The following is a 16,736-nucleotide window of genomic DNA, read 5'->3' on the forward strand; positions in this document are numbered from 1 at the left end:
CAATGCGCACTGGTGAGCCCCTTGGCGACGTGGGGGACGTCCTTGTCGCTCTCGCGACCGGCCTGTGGCACTGGGACACCGCCGCGGGAGAGGTCACCGTCGACGCGGAGGCCGCCCGTCTGCTGGGGCTGCCCGCGGAACGGGCTTGTCTCACCGAGTCGCAGGTGCGGGCCCGGCTGCACCCGGTGGACTGGAACGAGATCACCGGGGTGATCCAGCTCGCCGTCGCCGAGGGCACCCTCGCCGAGGTCCGGATCCGGATCATGGACGAGCGGGGCCACATCGTCCGCGTCGTGCGCAGCCGCTCCAAGCCGTCCTTCGACCCCGCGCGCAAGGCGTACGAGCTGACCGGCACCCTCCAGGAGGTCACCGAGCCGAGGCCCGGCACGCCCGCCGGGCGCAGCGCGGTCACCGGCGACTGGCGCCGCTCGCGGGAGGCCTTCCTGCTGGACGCGGGCCGGGCACTGGCCGAGGCGCGCTCCACCGAGGAGGTGCTGCGGGTCGCGGCGGGGCTGTCGATGCCGGGGTTCTCCCCGGACGGCCTCGCGGTGTTCGGGGTCTCGGGCGACCGGCTGACGGTCGTCGGCCACCACGGGCAGGAGGAGAGCGACGCCAACGCGTTCGTGGACATGCCCCTGGACACCGACTACCCGGCCGCCGAGGTGGTCCGCACCGGCCGCGCCGTCTACCTCTCCTCGCCCCGGCAGTACCGGTCCCGCTACCCCACCACCTGGCCGCTCGCCGAACGCTTCGGCCGCCGTTCCTGGGCCTATCTGCCGCTGACCGTGGCGGGCCGCACCATGGGCGCGTGGCTGGCCGCCTTCGCCTACCCGGTCGCCTTCACGCCGGACGAGCGGTCGGTGCTGACCACCGTGGCGCGGATGCTGGCGCAGGCCCTCTCCCGGGCGGGCGCCGCCGAGACCCAGCGGGAGCTGACCGACGGGCTGCAGCGCACCATGCTGCCCGTGCTCGGCCCGGAGATCCCCGGCATGGACATCGCCGCCCGCTATGTCCCCACCGGCGGCGGCCTCCAGGTCGGCGGCGACTGGTACGACATGATCCCGCTGCCCGGGGGACGCTTCGCCCTGGTCATCGGCGACGTACAGGGACACGACGTACGGGCGGCCGGACTGATGGGCCAACTGCGCATTGCCCTGCGCGCGTACGCCTCGGAGGGCCATCGCCCCGACGCGGTGCTCTCCCGTGCCTCCCACTTCTTCCACGGGCTGACCCAGTCCGAGGAGGATCCCGGGGACATGCGCTTCGCGACCTGCTACTACGCCGAGGTCGACCCCGCGACCGGCACCTTGGAGAGCGCCCGCGCCGGGCACCTGGACCCGGTCGTGCGCATGGCGGACGGGACGGCGCTGATCCTCGCCACGGTGGGCGGGCTGCCCCTCGGCATCGACCCGGACTCCGACTACCCGACGACACAGCTCGCCCTGGAACCCGGCGACACGCTGATGATGTGCACGGACGGCCTGGTCGAGACCGGCGGCCACGATCTGCAGACCGGCTGGCACCGCCTGCGCGTGGTCCTGGAGGAGCACGAAGGCGGCCTGGAGGAGCTGGCCGACGCCCTGGTCCAGGCCGTGCTCGGGCCCTCCTCGCACCACACCACCGGTCCACTGGCCGACCGGCGCGAGGACGACATCGCCCTGGTGCTGCTGCGCCGGCAGAGCGAGGAGTGCGACCAGGGCGACGGCACCGCGCCCCCGGTCCCGGTGCGCCGCACGATGCTGACGGTCGCCCAGGCCGAGCCCGCGCGGGTCGCCATCGCCCGGCAGCATCTGAGCGATCTGCTGCACGACTGGCCCAACGAGGAGCAGCGGGACGCGGCGGTGCTCCTGCTCTCCGAGATGCTGACGAACGTCCTGGTGCACACCGACGCCGAGGCCCTGCTGGTCGCCGAGATCGCCGGGGAGCCGGGCGAACGGCGGATCCGGGTGGAGGTCACCGACAACGGCGACGACCTGCCGCACAGGCGCCGCCCCGGCGAGATGGCGTCCTCCGGACGCGGCCTGATGCTGATCGGGCTGCTCGCGGACGCCTGGGGCGTCGCACCGCGCGGCAAGGGCAAGAGCATCTGGTACGAGGTCTACGAGTCCCCCCGCCCGGCGGACGACCCCCAGGACGACCCGCAGGACGACGCCTAGGAAGGCGGGGACGGCGGCGGCTCCGCGGACGCCCCCGAGCCCGCGTAACGCCCCTGGAGTTCGTGCACGACCCCGAACGCCGCGGCGGTCAGGGGAACGGCGAGGAGCATCCCCAGGATGCCCGCCACCGACGCCCCCGCGGTGAGCGCCAACAGCACGATGGCCGGGTGCATCTGCACGGTACGGCTCTGGATCACCGGCTGGAGCACATGTCCCTCCAGCACCTGCACGGCAAGGACCACGCCGAGGGCCCACAGCGCGATGACGAGCCCCCGGTCGGCCAGCGCGACCAGCACGGCGACGGTCCCGGAGATGAACGCGCCGAGATACGGGATGTAGGCGCCGACGAAGACCAGCGCGCCGAGCCCGACCGCGCCGGGGACGCACAGGACGAGCAGCCCGACGGTGATGCAGACGGCGTCGATGAGGGCGATGAGCGTGGTGCCCCGCATGAACCCCTCGACGGCCCCGAACGCCCGCCGGGCCACGGCCTCGACCACGTCGGCGCTCCGCTGCGGGACGAGCGCCCGCACCGTGTCGACGGCCCGGTCGGAATCGCGCAGGAAGAAGAAGACGAGCAGCAGGGCGAGCACGGCCATGGCCAGCATCTCGCCGACGACGCTGACCCCGGTGACCACCCCGGAGGCGGCCGTGCCGCCGAACTTGCCCAGCAGCCCGCGCGCGTCGGACGCCATGTCGTCCAGCGAGGTGCCGGCCGCCCCGAAGTGGTCGGCGACCCCCCTCGCCGCGCTCCGGACCGAGGCGATGATCTGGTCACCGGTCTCGACGAGCGCGGAGACGACGACGTACACGGCGCCGCCGACCACGGCCAGGACGGCGACGCACGTGAGCCCCGCGGCCAGCGACCGCTGCACATGGGCCTTCACCAGCCGCCCGTGCAGCGGCCTCAGCAGAGCGGTCCCGAGCAGCGCGAGCAGCGCCGGCGTCACCGCGGTGCGGAACTCGACACACAGCCGGATCGCGACGTAGCCGACACCGCTGGCAAGCAGGACGACGCCGCACCAGGCGGCAAACCGCCGGACCGCTCCGGGAAGCAACTCCACGACCCCAGCCGACCACACCCCGGACGAGCTGTCCTGCACGAACGGCCCGCCCGGGTGAGGCGGCTTCGGGAGGGCGCGCCGTCGGCCCGGCGCGGTATCAGCCCTGCGGACCCTTCGTGGTCATCCCGTGCACGGCGGGGACGGTGCCGAGCCGCCCCTTCTGGAAGTCCTCGAAGGCCTGCTGCAGTTGCTCGCGGGTGTTCATGACGAAGGGGCCGTAGTGGGCCATCGGCTCGCGGATGGGGCGGCCGCCGAGCAGGACGACCTCCAGGTCCGGGGTGTGCGCGTCCTGCTTGTCGTCCGCGCGGACGGTCAGCGAGCCGCCGGCGCCGAAGACGGCGGTCTGGCCCAGGTGGACCGGGCGGCGCTCGGCACCGACCGTGCCCCTGCCCGCGAGGACGTACGCCAGGCCGTTGAAGTCCTGCCGCCAGGGGAGGGTGACCTCGGCGCCCGGCGCGAGCGTCGCGTGGACCATCGTGATCGGCGTGTGCGTGATGCCGGGGCCCTCGTGGCCGTCCAGCTCACCGGCGATGACGCGCAGCAGCGCGCCGCCGTCGGGGGAGGTGAGAAGTTGCACGGAGCCGCTGCGGATGTCCTGGTAGCGCGGGGCCATCATCTTGTCCCTGGCCGGCAGGTTCACCCAGAGCTGGAGCCCGTGGAAGAGGCCGCCGGACATCACCAGCTGCTCCGGCGGCGCCTCGATGTGCAGCAGGCCCGAGCCGGCCGTCATCCACTGGGTGTCGCCGTTGGTGATGGTGCCGCCGCCACCGTTGGAGTCCTTGTGGTCGAAGATCCCGTCGATGATGTAGGTGACGGTCTCGAAGCCGCGGTGCGGGTGCCAGGGCGTGCCCTTCGGCTCCCCGGGCTGGTACTCCACCTCGCCCATCTGGTCCATCAGGATGAACGGGTCGAGATGGCGGTGGTTGATTCCCATGAACGCCCGGCGCACCGGGAACCCCTCGCCCTCGAAGCCGCTGGGCGCGGTCGTGACGGCGAGCACGGGGCGTGCGACGGCGTCGGCGGGTGCGGATACGCGGGGCAGCGTCAACGGGTTCTCGACGGTCACTGCGGGCATGTGGGTACCTCCTCGGGTACGCCCATTTTAGTTGAGCGTTGAACTTCTTACCATCCCAAACCGAGAAAGCCCGGAGGGCATTCCCTCCGGGCTCACGAAGCGGGGACCCCTAGCCATACATGCGGCGCATCGCGAAATCGACCATTTGTTCGACGGCCTTCGCGTCGAACACCATCCGATGCTCGCCCTCCATGTCCAGGACGAAGCCGTACCCGGTGGGCAGCAGGTCGATCACCTCCGCGCCGGTGATCACGAAGTACTTGGACTCCTTGCCCGCGTACCGGCGCAGCTCCTTGAGGCCCGTGAACATCGGGATCACCGGCTGCTGGGTGTTGTGCAGCGCGAGGAAGCCGGGGTTGTCGCCGCGCGGGCAGTACACCTTCGAGGTCGCGAAGACCTGCTGGAAGTCCTCGGCGGACATCTGCCCGGTGGTGAAGGCGCGCACCGCGTCCGCGAGCGAGGGCGGGGACGGCTCGGGGTACAGCGGCGGCTGCTGCCCGTATCCGCCGGACATCGGCTGCTGCGGCGGAGCGTACTGCTGCTGCTGAGGACCCGCGGTCTGGTCGTAGCCGTACATGCCGCACAGCGTAACGAGTAACGGGTCACAGATGTCCGGCTCGGGGTTGCCACTTATTACCGACGGGTAGCATCATCGGAGCTACTACCTGGTACGTGTAGTCGGTATGTGTACGGATGCGAGGAGTCAGTGCCTCGCCGATCTCTCAACGGAGCCATCGCCATGGGGCACTACAAGCCGAATCTCCGCGACATCGAGTTCAACCTCTTCGAGGTACTCGGCCGTGACAAGGTGTACGGCACGGGCCCGTTCGCGGAGATGGACACGGACACCGCCAGAAGCGTCCTGGAGGAGCTGACCCGCCTCTCGGAGAACGAGCTGGCCGAGTCCTTCGCCGACGCCGACCGCAACCCGCCGGTCTTCGACCCGCAGACCAGCACCGCGCCGGTCCCGGCATCCTTCAAGAAGAGCTACCAGGCCTTCATGGACTCCGAGTACTGGCGCCTCGGCCTGCCCGAGGAGATCGGCGGCACCACCTCGCCGCGCTCCCTGATCTGGGCCTACGCGGAGCTGATCCTCGGCGCCAACCCGGCCGTGTGGATGTACTCCTCCGGCCCCGCCTTCGCGGGCATCCTCTTCGAGGAGGGCAACGAGGTCCAGAAGCACATCGCCTCGGTCGCCGTCGAGAAACAGTGGGGCTCCACCATGGTGCTCACCGAGCCGGACGCCGGCTCGGACGTTGGCGCCGGCCGCACCAGGGCCGTCCGGCAGGAGGACGGCTCCTGGCACATCGAGGGCGTCAAGCGCTTCATCACGTCCGGCGAGCACGACATGTCGGAGAACATCCTCCACTACGTCCTCGCCCGCCCCGAGGGCGCGGGACCCGGCACCAAGGGCCTGTCCCTCTTCCTCGTCCCGAAGTACGAGTTCGACTTCGAGACCGGCGAGCTGGGCGAGCGCAACGGCGTCTACGCCACCAACGTCGAGCACAAGATGGGCCTGAAGGCCTCCAACACCTGCGAGATGACCTTCGGCGACCGCCACCCCGCCAAGGGCTGGCTGATCGGCGACAAGCACGACGGCATCCGCCAGATGTTCCGCATCATCGAGTTCGCCCGCATGATGGTCGGCACGAAGGCGATCTCCACCCTCTCCACGGGCTACCTCAACGCCCTGGAGTACGCCAAGGAGCGCGTCCAGGGCCCCGACCTGGCCAACTTCATGGACAAGGCCGCGCCCAAGGTCACCATCACCCACCACCCCGACGTGCGCCGCTCGCTGATGACGCAGAAGGCGTACGCCGAGGGCATGCGCGCGCTGGTGATGTACACCGCCTCCGTCCAGGACGAGATCCAGGTCAAGGAGGCGGGCGGCGAGGACGCGGCCACCGAGCACGCCCTCAACGACCTGCTCCTGCCGATCGTCAAGGGCTACGGCTCGGAGAAGGCCTACGAGCAGCTCGCCCAGTCGCTCCAGACCTTCGGCGGCTCCGGCTTCCTCCAGGAGTACCCGATCGAGCAGTACATCCGCGACGCCAAGATCGACACCCTGTACGAGGGCACCACGGCGATCCAGGGCCAGGACTACTTCTTCCGGAAGATCGTCCGCAATCAGGGCGCCGCGCTGAACTCGCTCGCCGAGGACATCAAGAAGTTCCTCGCCCTCGCCACCGGCGGCGAGGAGCTGTCCGGCGCCCGCGAGCACCTGGCCAAGGCCGCCGTCGAGCTGGAGGCCATCGTCGGCCTCATGCTCACCGACCTCGCCGCCACCGAGCAGGACGTCAAGAACATCTACAAGGTCGGGCTGAACACCACCCGCCTGCTGCTCGCCTCCGGTGACGTGATCGTCGGCTATCTGCTCCTCAAGGGCGCCGCCGTCGCCGCCGAGAAGCTGCCGACCGCCTCCGCCAAGGACAAGGCCTTCTACACCGGCAAGATCGCCGCGGCGAAGTTCTTCGCGGCCAACGTCCTGCCCGGCGTCACCCTGGCCCGCAAGGTCGCCCAGGGCGTCGAGCTGGACCTGATGGAGCTGGACGAGGCGGCCTTCTAGCCACCTCCCACGGCTCCCGGCGTCCCCTGCACGCCCGCGCGAGGGCCCGCTCCCGGCAGACGGGAGGCGGGCCCTCGTACGTCGTTAAGGTGAACACCATGAGCGCACCCTCCCGCCCGTCCACCGCCGCCGCCCCCGCACGGAGCGCTGCGCGCGCCCCCCTCACCTTCGACCGCGGCCACACCGACGACCTGATGTCCTTCCTGGCGGCGAGCCCGACGCCGTACCACGCGGTGGCGAGCGCCGCCGAGCGGCTGGAGAAGGCCGGCTTCCGCCGGGTCGCGGAGACGGACGCCTGGGAAGGGACGACCGGCGGCTCGTACGTGCTGCGCGGCGGCGCGATCGTGGCCTGGTACGTCCCCGAGGGCGCCGAGCCGCACACCCCCTTCCGGATCGTCGGCGCGCACACCGACTCCCCCAACCTGCGTGTGAAGCCGCGCCCCGACACCGGGGCCCACGGCTGGCGCCAGATCGCCGTGGAGATCTACGGCGGCCCGCTGCTGAACTCCTGGCTCGACCGCGACCTGGGCCTGGCCGGCCGGCTCTCGCTGCGCGACGGCTCCACCCGCCTGGTCAACGTCGACCGCCCGCTGCTGCGCGTGCCGCAACTCGCCATCCACATGGACCGCAATGTGTCCGCCGAGGGCCTCAAGCTCGACAAGCAGCGCCATCTCCAGCCCGTCTGGGGCCTGAGCGACACCGTGCGCGACGGCGACCTGATCGCCTTCATCGAGGAGGAGACGGGCCTGGCCCGCGGCGAGGTCACCGGCTGGGATCTGATGACCCACTCCGTGGAGCCACCGGCGTACCTGGGCCGCGACCAGGAACTCGTGGCCGGACCGCGCATGGACAACCTGCTGTCGGTGCACGCCGGGGTGGCCGCCCTGACCGCCGCCGCGGCCCCCGGCACGGACCTGACCCACATCCCCGTCCTCGCCGCCTTCGACCACGAGGAGACCGGCTCCCAGTCGGACACCGGCGCCGACGGCCCGCTCCTCGGCGGCGTGCTGGAGCGCTCGGTGTTCGCGCGCGGCGGCTCGTACGAGGACCGGGCCAGGGCCTTCGCCGGCACCGTGTGCCTGTCCTCCGACACGGGCCACGCCGTCCACCCCAACTACCCCGAGCGGCACGACCCGACGCACCAGCCGCGCGCCAACGGCGGCCCCATCCTCAAGGTCAACGTCAACAACCGCTACGCCACGGACGGTTCGGGGCGCGCGGTGTTCGCCGCCGCGTGCGAGAAGGCCGGCGTCCCCTTCCAGACCTTCGTCTCCAACAACTCCATGCCCTGCGGCACCACCATCGGCCCCATCACCGCGGCCCGGCACGGCATCAGCACCGTCGACATCGGCGCGGCCATCCTCTCCATGCACAGCGCCCGGGAGTTGTGCGGCGCCGACGACCCGTACCTGCTCGCGAACGCGCTGGTGGCGTTCCTCCAGGGCTGAGGTCCCGAGCGCGCTGCGGCCGGAACACCCCCGCACCGCATGGGTGTTCCGGCCGGGGGTACCCGAACGGAGCCGGATCGACCGGAGACCCGGAACCGACCGGATCTACAGGGAGGCAACACTCATGGGCCTCGGCGGGTGCATCATCCTGATCGCCGTGGGAGCCATCCTCACGTTCGCGACCGACTGGGACATGCAGGGCGTCAACCTCGATCTGGTCGGTGTCATCTTCATGATCGTCGGCCTGATCGGTGTCGCGACCTTCAGCAGCATCGCCCGGCGCCGGCGCGTCGTCATGCCGCCGACGACCCCGGTCGTCGAGGAACGGCCCCACCACCACACGCGGGACGGCTACCACGACGGCTACGGCGCCTGACGCCCGCGCGCGTCAGGCGTCGAGCCCGGCAAGGACGAGCGGCAGACGGTCCATGGCACCCTCGGCGAGACGAACCGGAACTCCCCAGTCCTGCTGGTGGACATGGCAGGCGGGATACTCGTTGGCGGGGTCGTCGTCGCACGAGGCGGCCATCGCGGAGACGTGCAGGACACCCTCCGGCACGGACGGGTCGAGTTCGAGGACGCGGGAGAGGTCGGTGCCCGCGCCCCCGCCGCCGGCCAGCAGTTCGGGCGGGGTGGCCGAGACCAGGAGCCGGGTCGAGGGGCCGTAGCGCGTGTCGAGCTTCTGACCGGCGGGCGCCCGGAAGACCACGTCAAGGCGCAGCGTGCCCGGCGCCACCTCCGTCGCCGCGCGCCGTGTGCGGTGGGCGACGGCTTCGACGCGTACGGCCTCCTCCGGGAGCCTGAGCCGGGTCAGCCGGTGCCGGGCCGACTCGACGACCACGATGTCGTCGCCTGCCAGTACCGCGTCGCTGGGCTCGCGCAGGTCCGTGGCCAGGGTGGTGACCTCGCCGGACGCCGGGTCGTAGCGGCGCAGGGCGTGGTTGTAGGTGTCGCTGACGGCGATCGAGCCGTCGGGCAGCGCGGTGACGCCCAGCGGGTGCTGGAGCAGCGCCTGGCCTGCGGCGCCGTCGCGGTGGCCGAAGTCGAACAGACCGGTGCCGACGGCCGTGTGGACGGTGCCGTCGAGGTCCACCCAGCGCAGCGCGGAGGTCTCGGCGTCGGCGACCCAGAGCCGCTCGCCGGCGGCCGCGAGCCCGGAGGGCTGGGCGAACCAGGCCTCACCGCCCGGCCCGTCGACGAGCCCCTCGTTGGTCGTCCCGGCGGTGACGGCGACGCCGCCGCCGTCCGGGTCGTACGCCCACAGCTGGTGGACGCCGGCCATGGCGATCCACACCCTGCCGTTCCACCACGCGACGTCCCAGGGTGAGGAGAGGCTGACGTCGCGGGCGGGCCCGGAGGTGGGTTCGCCCTGCATCCACTGGCGGCCGGTGCCGGCCAGGGTGGTGACCTCGCCGGTGGCGGGGTCGAGGCGGCGCAGGGCGTGGTTGACGGTGTCGGCGACGACCACCGAGCCGTCGTCCAGCAGGGCGAGCCCCTGCGGCTCGCTGAAGGAGGCGTCCTCGGCGGGACCGTCCGCGAACCCGCGCACCCCGCTCCCGACGCGGCGTACGACGCTCTCGCCGTCCGCCGCCAGCTCCACCAGCTGATGCCGGGTGGTGTCGCTGACCAGGAAGGTCCCGGAGGGCAGCGCGAGGGCCTTGCCGGGGAAGCGCAGGGTGGTCGGCTCCGGCTCCGGCGCCACGTACGGACCGTCGCCGCGGCGCAGGGTGCCCTTGGCCGCGTGCTCGGCCTCCAGCTCCGTCACCAGCCGCTCGATGGCGTGCGCGTGGCCCTCGCCGGCGTGCTGGGCGACGACGTACCCCTCGGGGTCGATCACGACGAGCGTCGGCCAGGCGCGTACCGCGTACTGCTTCCAGGTCGCCAGCTCCGGGTCGTCCAGGACCGGGTGCTCGACGCCGTACCGCTCGACGGCGTCCAGCACCGCCTGGTGCTCGGCCTCGTGCACGAACTTCGGCGAGTGCACACCGACGATGACGAGCGTGTCCCGGTGCTTCTCCTCCAGCTCGCGCAGTTCGTCGAGGACGTGGAGGCAGTTGATGCAGCAGAAGGTCCAGAAGTCCAGCACCAATGTGCGACCTCGGAAGTCCGCCAGGGACAAGTCTTTGCCGCCAGTGTTGATCCAGGACCGCCCTTGCAGCTCGGGGGCGCGGACGCGAGGTCGCTTGCTCATGCGTCCAAGGGTGCCACTACCGGTGCTCGCCCATCCCTCTCCCCGGCTGTCCGGCGCGGGTCACCCGCCCATGATCGGTCACCACACGTCGGCCCCTCAGCAGCCGTACAGAACGCTTCACAGGTGACTCCGCCTTCCGGGGCATGCCGGATCGTGTGGGACACGAACCGGTACACCGCTCGCGTACTCACTGATGTCCCTCCGGGTGGCGTCGCAGGTGGACGTTGCAGTCGGACACCGTGGTCATGTCCCCTCCGGCACGCGCACGGTCGCGCACGTTGGCCAACTCCGCGCAACCGGCGCATCCGCCCACGGGTGTCGGCTCCAAGGCCCGGGACCGCAGCGGTAGTTCAACCGGCGCACTGGGATACGTCCTGGGCTCGCTCATGAGGCGATCCTCCAGCCGTCGCCGGGACGGGGGAACCTCGTACGTTTCCCACTTCGGGACGTCCCGCAGCAGGTAGAACGTCCCTAGCAGCGTCCGCTGACAGGGGGAGACCGGCTATGCCCAACGAACGCCTACGGGCCGTCATGGCGTCCGGAGGATGGACGCACGGGAGCCTGGCCGAGTCGGTGGGAGTGGACCCCAAGTCCGTGGAACGGTGGGTCAACCTTGGCCGCACCCCACGGCGCGCGACAGCCCTGCGAGCCGCCGAGACGCTGGGGGGAAGACGTGCACGCGCTCTGGCCTGCGCTCAGGCAGGCACGCGCCGCACGGGCAGTCAGCCCGGAACTTGTGGCGCTGTACGGCCAGCGGGCGGACGTGCCCGTTTCCACGTACGTGGAGCTGTTCGCCCAAGCACGGGAGCACATTGACGTACTGGTCTACGCGGCGGTGTTCCTGCATGAGGCGTACCCACGCCTGAATGACCTTCTTCGGGAGCGGGCCGCCGAGGGATGCGTGATCCGGATCGCTCTCGGGGACGCGGACGCGGAGAACGTGCAACAGCGGGGCCGAGAAGAGAAGTTCGGTCACGGGATCGAGAGCCGGTGCCGACTGGCACTGATGCACTACCGGCCGCTCATCGGGGTACCGGGCATTGAACTGCGGATGCACGGAACGACGCTCTACAACAGCCTGTACCGCGCGGACGATCAGGTGCTGGTCAATGCCCACGTGTGGGGCGTGAACGCGTACGGTGCGCCCGTGTGGCGCCTGCGGCGCAGTGGCGACGGAGGCGTGTTCGACGCCTACGCGAACAGCTTCAACGCCGTGTGGGAGACAGCTCGGACCGTGGAAGGGTGAGCCGATGGCACGCACCGAGTATTACGACGATCCGAACGCCCCCCGGCCCAACAGCCTGGTCGTGGCGGCTTCCGCCGTCGTCACCGACGAGCGGGGCCGCATCCTGCTTCAACGGCGCCGGGACAACGATCTGTGGGCGCTGCCGGGCGGCGGCATGGACATGGACGACTCCCTGCCCGGTACGGCCGTCCGGGAGGTCAAGGAGGAGACGGGTCTCGACGTGGAGATCACGGGGCTTGTCGGCACGTACACGGACCCGCGCCACATCATCGCGTACACGGACGGCGAGGTGCGGCGGCAGTTCAACGTGTGCTTTCGCGGGCGCGTCATCGGCGGGGCGCTGACGATCTCGGACGAGAGCACAGAACTCCGATTCGTGGACCCGGGCGAGATGAGTGAACTGCCCATGCACCACACCCAGCGGCTACGCATCCAGCACTTCCTGGAGAACCGGCCGACGCCCTACCTCGGATAGCTACGCGTCGTCACTCAGCACCCTCCCTCAGCCTCTCGGCCTACCGGCCGCGTTCCCCGGGGCCTCGCGGGGAAGCCGTCAGGTATGAGATTCCTCGTGTACGACCGGCTCCTCGGTATCGGTGACGACTACTGGATCGAGGACGACAACGGCAACAAGGTGTTCCTCGTCGACGGCAAGGCCATGCGGCTGCGCGACACCTGGGAGTTGAAGGACACCCGGGGCCGCGTGCTCATCGACATCCGCCAGAAGATGTTCGCCCTGCGCGACACGATGGTGATCGAGCGGGACGGCGAGCCCCTGGCGCGGATCCGGCGCAAACGGCTGTCCCTGCTGCGCAACCACTACCGGGTCACCCTGGCCGACGGCACCGAGCTGGACATCAGCGGCAAGATCCTCGACCGGGAGTTCGCCGTCGAGTACGACGGTGAGCTGCTGGCCGTCATCTCCCGCCGGTGGCTGACCCTCCGGGACACCTACGGCGTCGACGTCGTACGGGACGACGCCGACCCGGCGCTGCTGATCGCGCTGACGGTGTGCGTGATCCATCTGGCGGAGAAGGAGCGGGAGGACGGCTGAGCCGCCTGGGAGGGCCGAGCGGCGCGGCCGTCAGCGCCGCGGCGCGGCCAGCCCCAGCACCCGGTCCTTCAGGGCCGGGAACTGCTCCCTGGTCCGCGCCACCTGCGCCGGGTCGAACTCCACCGTGAGGACCTCCTCGTCCGCGCCGGCCCGCGCCAGCACCTCGCCCCAGGGATCGACCACGATCGAGTGACCGGCCTGCGGAACTCCGGCGTGCGTCCCGGCCGTTCCACACGCGAGGACGAACGCCTGGTTCTCCACCGCCCGCGCCTGTGCCAGGAGCGTCCAGTGGGCCCTGCGGCGCTCCGGCCAGCCCGCCGGGACGACGAGCGTCTCGGCACCGGCGTCGACGAGGGCACGGAAGAGTTCGGGGAAGCGGAGGTCGTAACAGGTCGCCACACCGAGGGTCGTGTCCGGCAGAGGGACCGTCACCCACTCCCGCCCCGCGCCCATCAGCACGGCCTCGCCCTTGTCGAAGCCGAACCGGTGGATCTTGCGATAGGAGGCGGCCAGATCGCCGGCGGGGGAGAAGACGAGAGAGGTGTTGTAGAGCTGTCCGTCCGCGGCGCGCTCGGGGACCGACCCCGCGTGCAGCCACACGCCCGCGTCGCTCGCCGCCTTCGCCATCGTCTCGCAGGTCGGCCCCCGGAGCGGCTCGGCCTCCGGGGCGAACCTCTCGAAGGCGAAGGCGCCCGTGGTCCACAGCTCCGGCAGCACGACGAGATCGGCGCCCGCCTGGGCCCGTACCAGGGCCGCCGCCCGCAGGCGACGCGCTTCGACCGATTCGTCATCGTTCACGGCGATTTGGATCAAAGAGGCGTGCACACTACCACCGTCCTGGCATTCGAGCCGTCCACACGGGCCTACGATCGTCACACGAAAGCACTGCCGGGGTGCCGCACAGCAGCGTAACTTAGCGTCCCAAGACGCCCGCCGACCGCAACCGCCGCCCACTGGCACCGCCGCCAGAACCTGCCCGTGTACCGACCGCCGAGGGGTCCCGTTCCGTGAGTCTGCATCCCACCCTCCAGCCCTACGCCGACGCCTGGACTCACTCCATCGAGGCGATATCCGAGCTGGTCCAGCCGCTTGTGGAGGCAGAGTGGAACCGCCGCACGCCCTGCCCGGCCTGGTCGGTGCGCGACATCGTCTCGCACATTCTGGGCCTGGACTCCGAGATGCTCGGCGACCCGCGGCCCATCCACACGCTCCCGCGCGACCTCTTCCACGTCACCAACGACCACCAGCGCTACACGGAGATGCAGGTCGACGTCCGCCGCCACCACACGGCGCCGGAGATGACCTCCGAGCTGGAGTACATGATCATCCGGCGCAACCGCCAGCTGCGCAACGAGTCCCGGGACCCCGGCACGAAGGTGCGCGGCCCGCTCGGCACCGAGCTGACCCTGGAGGAGGCCATGCGCCGGCACGCCTTCGACGTATGGGCGCACGAGCAGGACCTGCGCACGGCCCTCGGCCGCCCCGGCGACCTCGACTCCCCCGGCGCGCTCGTCGCCCGTGACGTGCTGCTCGGCGAGCTGCCCGCCGTCGTCGCCGAGCGGGCGGACGCGCCGCGCAGTTCGGCCGTCGTCTTCGACGTGCACGGCCCGGTCGAGTTCCTGCGCACGATCCGCGTCGACATCCAGGGCCGCGGCACCCTGGAGACGGCGCCCGCCCTCGGCCCCGCCGCCACCCTCACCCTCGACTGGGAGACGTACTTCCGCCTGGCCTGCGGCCGGGTGACCCCGGAGGCGGCGGCGGACCGCATCAAGACGGAGGGCGACCAGGATCTGGCGGGCGCGATCCTGCGCAACTTCACGGTGACCCAGTGACCCCGGTGAGTGGATCCGGCCCGTCCCGCGTCTGAGGACGAGGCCGTCCGGATCGAAGCGGGGGCCGGGGGCGGCGGCCCCCGGTCGGTCCGCACCGCGCCGGGTGCCTAGACGGGCACGTGCACCGTCTCCACCCGGCTGGCCACCAGCCGCTCCCGCTCCCGTCGTACCGCCCGACTGCGCAGCCGGAGGATCTGCGTGACCCCGAGCGCCTGGAGCACGAACACCGACGAGAACGCGACGACGTAGTCGTCCCCGGTCGCGTCCAGCAGGAGCCCGATCGCGAACAGGGTGGTCATCGACGCCACGAAGCCCCCCATGTTCGTGATCCCGGACGCCGTGCCCTGCCGCTCCGGCGGATTCGCCGGGCGCGCGAAGTCGAAGCCGATCATCGACGCCGGCCCGCACGCGCCGAGCACCGTGCACAGCACGATCAGCAGCCACATCGGCGCGTGGTCGGCCGGATAGGCGAGCGTCGCCGCCCACAGGAGCGCCGTCGCGCCCACCGTGCCCAGCGCCAGCGGCAGCCGCGCCCCGTGCTGACGGGCGATGACCTGGCCGTAGACCAGGCCGACCGTCATGTTGGACAGCACGACCAGGGTGAGCAGTTCGCCGGCCGTGGCCCGCGACAGCCCCTGCGCCTCGACGAGGAAGGGCATCCCCCACAGCAGCAGGAACACCATCGCCGGGAACTGGGTGGTGAAGTGCACCCACAGCCCGAGCCGCGTGCCCGGCTCCCGCCAGGACATGGCGATCTGCCGCCGCACATACGCGGCCCCCTGGTGCGGCAGGGGTTCCGGCTCGTGTCCCTCGGGGTGGTCCTTCAGGAAGAGCAGCAGCAGGACGAGTACGACCACGCCGGCCAGCGCGCTGCCCGCGAACGCCGCCGTCCAGCCGATGCCGTGCAGCAGCCGGGCCAGGACGAGGGTGGAGACCAGGTTGCCCGCCATGCCGACCAGCCCGGCGAGCTGGGCGACCATCGGCCCGCGCCGGGCCGGGAACCAGCGGGTGCCCAGCCGCAGCACGCTGATGAACGTCATCGCGTCACCGCAGCCCAGCAGCGCACGCGAGGCGAGCGCCATGCCGTACGAGGGGGAGAAGGCGAAGCCGAGCTGCCCGGCCGTGAACAGCACCACGCCGATGCCCAGCACCTTCTTCGTGCCGAGCCGGTCGACCAGCAGGCCGACGGGTATCTGCATGCCGGCGTAGACCAGCAGTTGGAGGATGGAGAAGGTGGACAGGGCGGAGGCGTTGACGTGGAAGCGGTCGGCGGCGTCGAGGCCGGCCACGCCCAGCGAGGTGCGGAAGATGACGGCGACGAAGTAGACGGCGACGCCGATGCTCCAGACGGCGACCGCGCGCCGGCCGCCCGGCGGATCACCGGGCAGGGTGGTCCCCGCCCCCGAGGACGAACCCGCCGGACTCATCGGACCTCCCCGCGGGCCAGGTGCGAGAACCATCCCACGTGCCGGCCGACCACGCCGACGGCCGCGTCCGCGTCCCCGGAGCGCAGCGCGTCGAGAAGCTCCTCGTGCTCGGCCAGGGTCTTGGCGATCCGGTCGGGGTGGGAGTGCATGACGGCGACGCCCATGCGCAACTGGCGGTCGCGGAGCTGGTCGTAGAGGCGGGAGAGGATCTCGTTGCCGCCGCTGCGGACGATCTCGGCGTGGAAACAGCGGTCGGTGACGGAGGCGGCGGCGAAGTCGCCCGCGGCGGCCTGCTCCTTCTGCCGGGCGAGCAGTTCGGTCAGCCGCTCCACGAGCGCGGGCGGGGCGGGTACGGCCTTCCTGGCCGCGTGCTCCTCGACCAGCAGCCGGGTCTCCACCACGTCCGCGATCTCCTGCGCGGAGACGGGCAGGACCAGCGCGCCCTTCTTCGGGTAGAGCCGGATCAGGCCCTCGACCTCCAGCCGGAGCAATGCCTCGCGCACCGGTGTGCGGGAGACGCCCACGGCCTCGGCCAGCTCGCCCTCGGTGAGCAGGGTCCCACCCTCGTAATGGCGCTCCAGGACGCCCTTCTTGACGTGGGTGTAGACGCGGTCCGCCGCGGGGGGCTGCTTCACTGCCGTACTCATGCCGACAGGATAGATACAACAGGGACACAA

At 71.3% G+C, this 16,736-nt stretch carries 15 protein-coding genes and 1 pseudogene; 8 read left to right on the forward strand and 8 right to left on the reverse strand.

The window, feature by feature from the left end; translation table 11 throughout:
• Positions 1–2 precede the first annotated feature (2 nt).
• Positions 3–2,156 (forward strand): SpoIIE family protein phosphatase, encoded by a 2,154-nt coding sequence (locus AC4IHM_RS16135; RefSeq protein WP_490867735.1) that lies wholly within the window; start codon positions 3–5, stop codon positions 2,154–2,156.
• Here the strand turns inward: AC4IHM_RS16135 and AC4IHM_RS16140 are convergent.
• The 3 genes from AC4IHM_RS16140 to AC4IHM_RS16150 all read right to left on the reverse strand — a co-directional run bounded on the left by AC4IHM_RS16140 (position 2,153) and on the right by AC4IHM_RS16150 (position 4,872).
• Positions 2,153–3,220: an AI-2E family transporter gene (locus tag AC4IHM_RS16140; RefSeq protein WP_490867736.1), complete on the reverse strand. Its 1,068-nt coding sequence runs from the start codon at positions 3,218–3,220 to the stop codon at positions 2,153–2,155. The genes AC4IHM_RS16135 and AC4IHM_RS16140 overlap by 4 nt on opposite strands.
• 97 nt (positions 3,221–3,317) lie before the next feature.
• Entirely contained in the window at positions 3,318–4,295 is a 978-nt protein-coding gene (locus AC4IHM_RS16145; RefSeq protein ID WP_490867737.1) for a pirin family protein, read from the reverse strand.
• 109 nt (positions 4,296–4,404) lie between these two features.
• On the reverse strand, positions 4,405–4,872 hold the full coding sequence (locus tag AC4IHM_RS16150) for an SseB family protein (RefSeq protein WP_490867738.1): 468 nt from the start codon (positions 4,870–4,872) through the stop codon (positions 4,405–4,407).
• 162 nt (positions 4,873–5,034) lie between these two features.
• Here AC4IHM_RS16150 and AC4IHM_RS16155 point away from each other — a divergent pair, with 162 nt between their 5' ends.
• The 3 genes from AC4IHM_RS16155 to AC4IHM_RS16165 all read left to right on the forward strand — a co-directional run bounded on the left by AC4IHM_RS16155 (position 5,035) and on the right by AC4IHM_RS16165 (position 8,685).
• Entirely contained in the window at positions 5,035–6,861 is a 1,827-nt protein-coding gene (locus tag AC4IHM_RS16155) for an acyl-CoA dehydrogenase (RefSeq protein ID WP_490867739.1), read from the forward strand.
• Between the two features lie 98 nt (positions 6,862–6,959).
• A complete protein-coding gene (locus AC4IHM_RS16160; RefSeq protein ID WP_490867740.1) occupies positions 6,960–8,309 on the forward strand; it encodes a M18 family aminopeptidase in 1,350 nt (449 codons plus the stop codon).
• Positions 8,310–8,433: 124 nt separating this feature from the next.
• Positions 8,434–8,685: a DUF6458 family protein gene (locus AC4IHM_RS16165; RefSeq protein WP_490867741.1), complete on the forward strand. Its 252-nt coding sequence runs from the start codon at positions 8,434–8,436 to the stop codon at positions 8,683–8,685.
• 12 nt (positions 8,686–8,697) lie between these two features.
• Here AC4IHM_RS16165 and AC4IHM_RS16170 read toward each other — a convergent pair whose 3' ends face one another.
• Both AC4IHM_RS16170 and AC4IHM_RS16175 read right to left on the reverse strand, forming a co-directional pair.
• Positions 8,698–10,500: an NHL domain-containing thioredoxin family protein gene (locus tag AC4IHM_RS16170; protein ID WP_490867742.1), complete on the reverse strand. Its 1,803-nt coding sequence runs from the start codon at positions 10,498–10,500 to the stop codon at positions 8,698–8,700.
• 187 nt (positions 10,501–10,687) lie between these two features.
• Positions 10,688–10,888 carry a hypothetical protein gene (locus AC4IHM_RS16175; RefSeq protein ID WP_490867743.1) on the reverse strand — a complete coding sequence of 67 codons (201 nt, stop codon included), beginning with the start codon at positions 10,886–10,888 and terminating at the stop codon, positions 10,688–10,690.
• 116 nt (positions 10,889–11,004) lie between these two features.
• Here AC4IHM_RS16175 and AC4IHM_RS16180 point away from each other — a divergent pair.
• From AC4IHM_RS16180 to AC4IHM_RS16190, 3 genes and pseudogenes are all read left to right on the forward strand, one after another.
• A pseudogene (locus tag AC4IHM_RS16180) lies at positions 11,005–11,746 on the forward strand (helix-turn-helix domain-containing protein).
• A 4-nt stretch (positions 11,747–11,750) separates the two neighbouring features.
• A complete protein-coding gene (locus AC4IHM_RS16185; RefSeq protein WP_490867744.1) occupies positions 11,751–12,221 on the forward strand; it encodes an NUDIX hydrolase in 471 nt (156 codons plus the stop codon).
• Positions 12,222–12,305: 84 nt separating this feature from the next.
• Entirely contained in the window at positions 12,306–12,800 is a 495-nt protein-coding gene (locus AC4IHM_RS16190) for an LURP-one-related/scramblase family protein (RefSeq protein WP_490867745.1), read from the forward strand.
• Positions 12,801–12,830: 30 nt separating this feature from the next.
• On the opposite strand, the gene AC4IHM_RS16195 is transcribed toward AC4IHM_RS16190, so the two are convergent.
• Entirely contained in the window at positions 12,831–13,625 is a 795-nt protein-coding gene (locus tag AC4IHM_RS16195; protein ID WP_490867746.1) for a carbon-nitrogen family hydrolase, read from the reverse strand.
• Between the two features lie 182 nt (positions 13,626–13,807).
• On the opposite strand from AC4IHM_RS16195, the gene AC4IHM_RS16200 reads away from it, so the two are divergent.
• Positions 13,808–14,632 (forward strand): maleylpyruvate isomerase family mycothiol-dependent enzyme, encoded by an 825-nt coding sequence (locus AC4IHM_RS16200; RefSeq protein ID WP_490867747.1) that lies wholly within the window; start codon positions 13,808–13,810, stop codon positions 14,630–14,632.
• Positions 14,633–14,739: 107 nt separating this feature from the next.
• Here AC4IHM_RS16200 and AC4IHM_RS16205 read toward each other — a convergent pair whose 3' ends face one another.
• On the reverse strand, positions 14,740–16,059 hold the full coding sequence (locus AC4IHM_RS16205; RefSeq protein WP_490867748.1) for an MFS transporter: 1,320 nt from the start codon (positions 16,057–16,059) through the stop codon (positions 14,740–14,742).
• Complete coding sequence (locus tag AC4IHM_RS16210; protein WP_490867749.1) at positions 16,056–16,706, reverse strand: GntR family transcriptional regulator; 651 nt, start codon at positions 16,704–16,706, stop codon at positions 16,056–16,058. Before AC4IHM_RS16210 ends, AC4IHM_RS16205 begins: the two co-directional genes overlap by 4 nt.
• Positions 16,707–16,736: the final 30 nt, after the last annotated feature.

It is taken from the genome of Streptomyces sp. SL06 (assembly GCF_058244745.1).

Excerpts from the sequence above, each read along its gene's own strand:
- AC4IHM_RS16190 (WP_490867745.1), top strand. The coding sequence starts at position 12,306 with ATGAGATTCCTCGTGTACGACCGGCTCCTCGGTATCGGTGACGACTAC.
- AC4IHM_RS16170 (WP_490867742.1), bottom strand. The coding sequence starts at position 10,500 with ATGAGCAAGCGACCTCGCGTCCGCGCCCCCGAGCTGCAAGGGCGGTCC.
- AC4IHM_RS16135 (WP_490867735.1), top strand. The coding sequence starts at position 3 with ATGCGCACTGGTGAGCCCCTTGGCGACGTGGGGGACGTCCTTGTCGCT.
- AC4IHM_RS16175 (WP_490867743.1), bottom strand. The coding sequence starts at position 10,888 with ATGAGCGAGCCCAGGACGTATCCCAGTGCGCCGGTTGAACTACCGCTG.
- AC4IHM_RS16160 (WP_490867740.1), top strand. The coding sequence starts at position 6,960 with ATGAGCGCACCCTCCCGCCCGTCCACCGCCGCCGCCCCCGCACGGAGC.
- AC4IHM_RS16145 (WP_490867737.1), bottom strand. The coding sequence starts at position 4,295 with ATGCCCGCAGTGACCGTCGAGAACCCGTTGACGCTGCCCCGCGTATCC.
- AC4IHM_RS16185 (WP_490867744.1), top strand. The coding sequence starts at position 11,751 with ATGGCACGCACCGAGTATTACGACGATCCGAACGCCCCCCGGCCCAAC.
- AC4IHM_RS16155 (WP_490867739.1), top strand. The coding sequence starts at position 5,035 with ATGGGGCACTACAAGCCGAATCTCCGCGACATCGAGTTCAACCTCTTC.
- AC4IHM_RS16165 (WP_490867741.1), top strand. The coding sequence starts at position 8,434 with ATGGGCCTCGGCGGGTGCATCATCCTGATCGCCGTGGGAGCCATCCTC.
- AC4IHM_RS16205 (WP_490867748.1), bottom strand. The coding sequence starts at position 16,059 with ATGAGTCCGGCGGGTTCGTCCTCGGGGGCGGGGACCACCCTGCCCGGT.
- AC4IHM_RS16210 (WP_490867749.1), bottom strand. The coding sequence starts at position 16,706 with ATGAGTACGGCAGTGAAGCAGCCCCCCGCGGCGGACCGCGTCTACACC.
- AC4IHM_RS16150 (WP_490867738.1), bottom strand. The coding sequence starts at position 4,872 with ATGTACGGCTACGACCAGACCGCGGGTCCTCAGCAGCAGCAGTACGCT.